The 7846-nt window shown below is 43.6% G+C and carries 7 protein-coding genes; 4 read left to right on the plus strand and 3 right to left on the minus strand.

The features are described from left to right. On the plus strand, positions 1-1298 hold a 1298-nt coding region (locus HP456_RS14775; protein ID WP_216663297.1), incomplete at its 5' end, for a hypothetical protein. Between the two features lie 566 nt (positions 1299-1864). Further along, positions 1865-2275 carry a hypothetical protein gene (locus HP456_RS14780; protein WP_172252416.1) on the plus strand — a complete coding sequence of 137 codons (411 nt, stop codon included), beginning with the start codon at positions 1865-1867 and terminating at the stop codon, positions 2273-2275. Positions 2276-2325: 50 nt separating this feature from the next. On the opposite strand, the gene HP456_RS14785 is transcribed toward HP456_RS14780, so the two are convergent. Then, positions 2326-3615, minus strand: coding sequence for an MDR family MFS transporter (locus HP456_RS14785; RefSeq protein ID WP_172252418.1), 1290 nt, complete (start codon positions 3613-3615; stop codon positions 2326-2328). Between the two features lie 176 nt (positions 3616-3791). Here HP456_RS14785 and HP456_RS14790 point away from each other — a divergent pair, with 176 nt between their 5' ends. Further along, positions 3792-4364, plus strand: coding sequence for a DUF6944 family repetitive protein (locus HP456_RS14790; protein ID WP_172252420.1), 573 nt, complete (start codon positions 3792-3794; stop codon positions 4362-4364). A gap of 342 nt (positions 4365-4706) precedes the next feature. On the opposite strand, the gene HP456_RS14795 is transcribed toward HP456_RS14790, so the two are convergent. Together HP456_RS14795 and HP456_RS14800 are read right to left on the minus strand one after the other, a co-directional pair. Then, positions 4707-5939 (minus strand): aminopeptidase, encoded by a 1233-nt coding sequence (locus HP456_RS14795; protein WP_172252422.1) that lies wholly within the window; start codon positions 5937-5939, stop codon positions 4707-4709. Positions 5940-6812: 873 nt separating this feature from the next. Then, on the minus strand, positions 6813-7265 hold the full coding sequence (locus HP456_RS14800; RefSeq protein WP_172252424.1) for an RrF2 family transcriptional regulator: 453 nt from the start codon (positions 7263-7265) through the stop codon (positions 6813-6815). Between the two features lie 176 nt (positions 7266-7441). On the opposite strand from HP456_RS14800, the gene HP456_RS14805 reads away from it, so the two are divergent. After that, positions 7442-7846, plus strand: a 405-nt coding sequence (locus tag HP456_RS14805; RefSeq protein ID WP_246289082.1) for a globin domain-containing protein, incomplete at its 3' end; no start/stop codon positions are given.

The raw sequence follows: 7846 nt of genomic DNA on the forward strand, positions 1-7846 counted from the left end.
ACGCAGCTGTTGAAGGAGAAGACGAATCAGCGGAAGTGAATGCAGATACGGAAGCTGACGTGAAGAATGAAACAGTAGTGGATGAAGAAAATGAAACTGCGATGACTTCCACAGAAGCAGGTGCATCCCAAGATGTGGACGCAGCTGTTGAAGGAGAAGACGAATCAGCGGAAATGAATGCAGATACGGAAGCTGACGTGAAGAATGAAACAGTAGTGGATGAAGAAAATGAAACTGCGATGACTTCCACAGAAGCAGGTGCATCCCAAGATGTGGACGCAGCTGTTGAAGGAGAAGACGAATCAGCGGAAGTGAATGCAGATACGGAAGCTGACGTGAAGAATGAAACAGTAGTGGATGAAGAAAATGAAACTACGATGACTTCCACAGAAGCAGGTGCATCCCAAGATGTGGACGCAGCTGTTGAGGGAGAAGACGAATCAGCAGAAGTGAATGCAAATACGGAAGCTGACGTGAAGAATGAAACAGTAGTGGATGAAGAAAATGAAACTGCGATGACTTCCACAGAAGCAGGTGCATCCCAAGATGTGAACGCAGCTGTTGAGGGAGAAGATGAGTCGGCGGAAGTGAATGCTATGACGGACGCTGGTATCATGAATGAAACAATGGTCAATGACGAAGAGGAATCATCTTCGTCAAAAACTGCCGGTAACCTTGCTTCAGGTCTAAACGCTTCAGCTGCAAATGAAGACAGTGAAGTGATGGCTGATGCGATGACCGATACTACTGATTGGGTACAGTTCGAAAACAGTGAAGAAAATGATTCTTCAAGCACAGCGATCGGTACTGAATCAATGAATGGTTTCACACTTGGGTCTAAGGACCGTGAAGACGGTGAATCTTCAAAGGTAGAAGGTATGAATGACACTTCTCTTATGACAATGGTTGAAAACAGTGAAGATTCTTCTAAACTGGCAACAGAAGCAAGCAATGACTTGATGCTTGGTGCCATGACTGAAGATGAAGATGGTAAGTCAGCTGCTATGATCATGAACAATGTGGATGCAGGACTATGGGCTGAATCAAAGGAAGACGGTGAAGAAGAGTATAGAAATGCTGGTCTTTCAGCTGGCACGGACACGGCACTGAACTTCCTTTCTTCTGATGAAGATCACGAATCTTCCCTTCTTTCCAATCTTGGTGTAAATGCTGATGCTAACTACATGGAGTGGGAAAATGAAGAGGATTCAAATCGTGAATTCAACCTTGGTCTATCGACTGATCTTGGTCTAAATGCGATGCAGTCTTCTGAGGATGGTTTTAACTTAGGACTGTAAAATAATAATAAAGCTGTCGAGATCTTAAACTGTACCCTGTGTAGTAGACACAATAAAAAAGTCTACTGCACAGGGTCTTTTTATGTACAAATAAATAAAAATGGGGCTGGAGAATAGTACGAGTAAAATACTTTTAAAGATATAAAATTATTATCTAAGAATCCATTTGCAAAATCCGTTACCTCAAAGGGAATTACATATACAGATGAGTTCAAAGAGCCTTTCATTGCCCAAAATAAACAAGGATGACCCCTGTACAATACAGAGATCATCTTCTTCAAGTAGTGTATCCTTTTTAAAATATCCTTTACAAAGGGTACAGATTAGAGCAATGAATATTACACTGAAAAATAAATAAAAAAAGATTTGTAATCAAAATGAAATGATCCAATCCCAATTTTTTTTCGTTATTGTAAATTAAAAAATCGGGTGATTTCTGAAATAATTTTTGTTCCGAATATCAGTCTGTTTACAACCACTTTAAACAGAGAATGCGGCCGTTTATCTTCTTTTATACGTGGAAAAGCAAGAGTGTAAGACAATGAATCAACAAGGAGAGATGAAACATGTTAAAGAAAATCACAAGTACAGGACTGGCATTAGGATTAGCGTTTGGTGCAGGGAGTGCAGCGTTCGCTTCAGGTGGACAAGAGGCAAGTGCGGATCTGACTAACACACTCAATGCCCAGCTTGAAGACGGTGATTTAATGTCCAGCCAGGAATTTGAAGTAATGGCCGAACAACATGATTGGCATGCGGAAGATCTCCAGATGTGGGCAGAATCTCAAGGAATGACAGAAGTGGAAATGCATGAGTGGGCAGAACAGTCTGGATGGCGCGAGGAAGATCGTGCTCAATTAAATCTGGATGTAAATGCGGATGTAGAATTGGATAATCTTCTTGATTCTTCAGAAGGCTATAATGATGAAGAAGAAGATGATGGAGTCCTGGGAGATTTACTGAACGACTTATTGTAAGAGTGAAATAGAATACTAGAAAGGCCGTCGTTCACACGACGGCCTTTTTATTACCTAACTTTAACGGCTTGTTTAAGCTCTTCTTTCTCAAACCTCTCAAACATAACATAGAACAAGCCGGCGCTGATCAGTGCAAGCAGTGAGAGGATGATGAACGTCCAATCGTAACCGACATAGAGCGAGAGTGTGATCGACAGCGGTGCAATGGTCCTTGCGATTGTAAAACGAAGGCTGGCTGCCGCAAAGTATTGCCCTCTCATATGATCCGGTGCAAGTTTAGATACAAAGCTCTGCTGGATCCCTGCCGTCATGAGCTCTGCAAATGTAAAGACGGCCATAGCCGCGATGAAGATCCAAACGGAGCTGGACTGGCCGAACATGAGAATCGACACGGCATAAATCACGGATGAAAGGATGAATACATTTCTCTCGCGGAATTTGGTGATCCAGCGTGTGATGACAACCGTCAGGAGTGCTACCAAGAAACCGTTTTCCGATAGGATCAGCCCGAAGATCTGCTCGCTCACCAGAGTCAATGACCAGTCACCGATACTGAACAGGGTGGCCTGATCCATAACATCTTTAATATAGACCGGAATCAACAGGTCGAGCTGCATGAATGTCTGTCCGACCAGGACCCCTGCCAGAATGAATAATAAGAACGTTTTATCGTTGAAAATGACGCTGTAATCCTTAAATTGATCACTCAGGACACTGTGCCAGACTTTCTTTTTACCTTCTGTCACGAGCAGCTTTCTATGATCGGCAGGCGCGGTTTCTCTCGTCATTTTGTATAAAAGAAATGAAAGACCCATACAGATGATGGCAGCGGCCAAAAGCAGCTGGAATCTGTAATGCACATAGAATATGCCCCCCAGGATCGGTCCGACGACCACGGCTATGTTGATGGACGTGTAGAAAATCGCGAACACGTGGCTGCGGTCCTTCTCATCGACCACATCTGCGACCATCGCCTGACTGGCTGGCCAGTAAAACGAGCCGAATACCCCCACTAAACTGAAACAAATGAATCCGATTATTGCAGAATCAAGCCATGGCGAGCTCGCCAGGCCGAAAATTAAGAATGCAAATCCCTGTCCGAATGCGGAAATCACCATCATTGTCTTCCGTCCAAAACGGTCGGCGCAATAACCTCCCATCAGGTTGGCCGCAACCGCGAACACTTGAGAAAGAACCAATAATAATCCTGCCGTCTGCTTTCCGAATGCCTCTGTAAAATAGATTGTAAGAAACGGAAAGAACATCCAGAATGTGATGTTGATCGCTGCTTCCCCAAACAAACGAACCTTCAGATTACGGTCCCAATCACGAATTCTCATCTATTTCTCCCCCCTCCTGAAAATCATAGATGAACTAGAATATCATAGCTCGATATATCGGAATAGACAAGATGGATTTACTGGAATTTACAAATTATTTATAGAGGGGATACGGGGGGGCGGATGTCGAAGGTTTTGAATACAGTAATGTAACAATTGAGAAGGGATGATGGGAGGTGAAAGGTGAGCTTATTCTCCTGACAGGCGTGTGGTTTCAAGTAATGGGTACAGCGATTGCTGCCATCGGTGAGACTATTTTGATAAAAGAAGAACATGAAGGCTACCGGCTGGTTTCAATCGGAAATGGTTATGAAGCTGCAGGGAATTCATTGCAGGCTATTGGTGCGGAAATGTTATCCGGGGGTGAAGAAGGAGAGCGATTGCGGATGACAGGTGACTGGATTCAAGCCGCCGGCAATTTGACAAATGTCAAGGCAGCAGAGCTTCAATTTTCAGGAGAAGAAATAGAAGGTTTGAACTTGGATCTGGTTGGTGACAGTGTGCAGTCAATTGGAGCTGCATTGGAAGCTTATGGAGCCAGTATAGGGAGTACCAGGTTTAAAAAACTCTTAACAGCAGGAAATACGATTCAGTCGCTCGGTGCAGGGATTGAAGCAATCGGGGAAACCTTTATTTTGAAAGGGGAAAGGGAGGCTGGCCTTCAAATCACGGCGTTTGGCAGCTACGCACAGGCAGCAGGAGCAACGCTTGCTGCCGTGGCATTGACGAAGGAATATGGGGACGGGTGAGTAAAGTGGTGTCATATTTTTGTTTGGTTGATTTTAGTAAGTAAATGGAAAAACGGGAGAATGATATTAAAAATTCATAGAATAATGCATGTTTCTCATAGAATAATACCCAAAACTCAAAGAATAATCGATAAAACTCAAAGAATAATGGTCAAAACTCAAAGAAAAGCAGATTGGACATACCCAATATGGCAACGAAATTGTAAAATCGGTCATATCAGGTGACAGAAAAACATCAAATTACATAAAAAACTCAAAAGTAAACATAATTTATCCCTTATCAACAAAAAATCCGGAAAGGCAGCCTCGACGGCACCTTACCGGATTTTATAAAATATGAAATTAAAACGCCCAGCCGCCATCTCGGAATACAGGTTCGTTCGACCCGTCTTCCTTGATTCCATCGATGTTCATTTTGTCTGAACCGATCATGAAATCAACGTGGGTGATACTGTTATTCAGGCCGTTCTGATCAAGCTCTTCCTGGCTCATTTTCTTTCCGCCTTCGATACAGAATGCATACGCATTACCAATCGCAAGGTGGTTTGATGCGTTCTCGTCAAATAACGTATTGTAGAAAAGAACGTTTGATTGAGAGATCGGTGATTTATGAGGGACAAGAGCAATTTCACCTAGGTAGTGAGCGCCTTCGTCTGTGTCGACAAGGCGCTTAAGGATTTCTTCGCCTTCTTCAGCCTTCACATCGACGATGCGTCCGTTTTCGAAAGTAAGAGTGAAATTATCGATTACGTTACCGCCGTAGCTCAATGGCTTAGTACTTGATACCGTACCGTTCACACCTGTTTTCAATGGAACGGTGAACACTTCTTCCGTCGGCATGTTCGCCATGAATTCAGTACCTTGCTCGTTTGTGCTTCCTGCTCCTACCCATAGGTGACCTTTAGGAAGCTCGATTGTAAGGTCTGTACCCGGTGCAGTGTAGTGAAGCTTTTGATAGTTCTTTTCGTTCAGGTATTCCACTTTCTTGTGTAGAGCTGCGTCGTGGTCTTTCCATGCTTGAACGGGATCTGCCTGATCAGCGCGAACTGCTTTGAAGATGGCATCCCATAGCAGGTCCACTTGCTCATCCTCAGAAGCATCCGGGAATACTTTTGCAGCCCAGTCTTTAGAAGGAGCGGCAAGAACACACCAGCTGACTTTGTCGGATTGGATGAACTGACGATACTTGGACATTGCTTTACCGGCAACCTTCTGGAAATTTGAAATGCGTTCGGGGTCGACGCCTTTCAGAAGATCCGGGCTTGAAGATACGATGCTCATGAATGCAGCTCCGCCTTCAGCAAGCTCCTCTACTTCGCGGGCTTTCCACTGTGGGAACTCCTGGAATGCTTCATCCGGAGCAAGATCGTATTTCGTACGGTTCACGATATCATCGTTCCAATTTACATAAACATGCTTCGCGCCTACTTCATAGGCTTTTTTCACCACTAGACGGACAAATTCAGCTGCATCAATACCCGTGTTGATGACAAGTGTCTGTCCTTTTTGGACGTTCACACCGACTTGAACGGCAAGGCTGGCGTACTTTTCAAGATTTTTTTGAAAGTTGGACATATGTATTCTCCTTTTTGTCAGAATGTTCTATTACAATTCAATTGTATCAGTGCTTCCAGGCTTTGCAAGTGTTTTCAACCGACATATATAGACGTTGACGGCGACTTTGCGTCTGTAAATTCATCAAGGTTCTTTCACAATCACTTGAAGGGTATCGACAAGCCGGGGTAAAAGAGGAGAAGGGGTATCGGATTCTTTTCTGCAGCACAGGTTTTTTATAGGGATTTTCGAGCGGATGTGTGCTGTGTCGGACTTAAGTTTGTTTGTCCTGATTGGTGCCAGGTACAAATCGTCAAGATTGTGCCAGGCACAAATCATTAAGATGGTGCCAGGCACAAACCATCAAAATTGTGCCAGGCACAAATCATCAACATTGTACCAGGTACAAATCGTCAAGATTGTGCCAGGCACAAATCATCAAAATTGTACCTGGTACAAATCATCAACATTGTACCAGGCACAAAACAACAACATTGTACCAGGTACAAATCATCAACATTGTACCAGGCACAAAACAACAAAATTGTGCCAGGCACAAACCATCAAAATTGTGCCAGGCACAAATCATCAACATTGTACCAGGTACAAATCATCAAGATGGCGCCAGGCACAAACCATCAAGATTGTACCAGGTACAAACCATCAAGATTGTACCAGGTACAAATCATCAAGATGGTGCCAGGCACAAACCATCAAAATTGTGCCAGGTACAAATCATCAAGATGGCGCCAGGTACAAATCATCAACATTGTACCAGGTACAAATCATCAACATTGTACCAGGCACAAAAATAGTCAAAAGCACTAATTAATTACTCAATTCCAATCCACCGTCCACCAATAAAAAAACCCCCTGCCATAAAACAAGGGGTGACTAATCGTTTTCTGTTTGCTGCTTTTCCTGAAAAAGCATGCGGTAATCCATTGGGTTTGTGACGAGGTCGGCGAGTGTGTAGCCATCAAGGACAGAAAGGTAGGCGTTCAGGGCTTTGGCAAGGGCATGCTTCAGGCCGCAGACGGGTGTGATGACACAGCTGTTGTTTTTGCCGAAGCATTCGACCAGTTCGAAGTCTTCTTCGGTTTTCCGGACGAGCTTCCCGATGTTGATGTCGGCAGGTTCCTTGGCAAGCTTGATGCCGCCGTATCTGCCGCGGATGGTTTCGATGATGCCCATTTTGCCCAATTCATACGTAACCTTCATCAGATGGTTTTTTGAAATTTGGTAGGCGTCAGCAATTTCTTTTATAGTAGAGAGTTCATCCTTGGGCTTGGAAGCCAGATAGATCAGGACTCTCAGTGAATAGTCGGTGTAAAGAGTTAATTTCATACGGGTTCACCTTTTCCTTCCTATGGTTACATTATACTGATCCGTAAAGTTTGTGTCTAAAAAATGTATGCAATTGTGTCTAATCTGTTAAAGGAGTATCTGAAATATTGCTTTAAGCGATATCGGGGTGTAAGTTAAAGATGTATTTAAAATATATCTTTAGAGGTGACTGAATTATGTTATCACAAAAAACAATTGATATCGTGAAATCTACTGCGCCGGTTTTGGAAGTGAAGGGGACAGAGATCACATCTGTATTTTATAAAAATTTGTTTGCAGCTCATCCTGAGCTATTAAATATTTTTAATCATGTCAATCAGAAAAAAGGAAGACAGCAAACCGCATTGGCGAATACGGTCTATGCAGCTGCCCAACATATTGATCAACTTGAGGCACTACTCCCTGCAGTGAAGCAAATCGCTCATAAGCACAGAAGTCTGGGAGTCAAGCCTGAACACTATCCGATAGTAGGGGAACATTTACTCGGGGCGATCAAGGAAGTGCTTGGGGACGCTGCCACGGATGAAATTATCCAGGCTTGGGCGGACGCGTACGGTGTAATCGCTGGTGTCTTTATCGAT

Source organism: Bacillus haikouensis, from assembly GCF_013179555.1.
In the GTDB taxonomy this organism is placed as follows: domain Bacteria; phylum Bacillota; class Bacilli; order Bacillales; family Bacillaceae_B; genus Rossellomorea; species Rossellomorea haikouensis_A.

What these genes read in the sequence shown, in the direction of transcription:
- HP456_RS14780 (WP_172252416.1), top strand. Translation starts at nt 1,865, where the DNA reads ATGTTAAAGAAAATCACAAGTACAGGACTGGCATTAGGATTAGCGTTT.
- HP456_RS14785 (WP_172252418.1), bottom strand. Translation starts at nt 3,615, where the DNA reads ATGAGAATTCGTGATTGGGACCGTAATCTGAAGGTTCGTTTGTTTGGG.
- HP456_RS14795 (WP_172252422.1), bottom strand. Translation starts at nt 5,939, where the DNA reads ATGTCCAACTTTCAAAAAAATCTTGAAAAGTACGCCAGCCTTGCCGTT.
- HP456_RS14800 (WP_172252424.1), bottom strand. Translation starts at nt 7,265, where the DNA reads ATGAAATTAACTCTTTACACCGACTATTCACTGAGAGTCCTGATCTAT.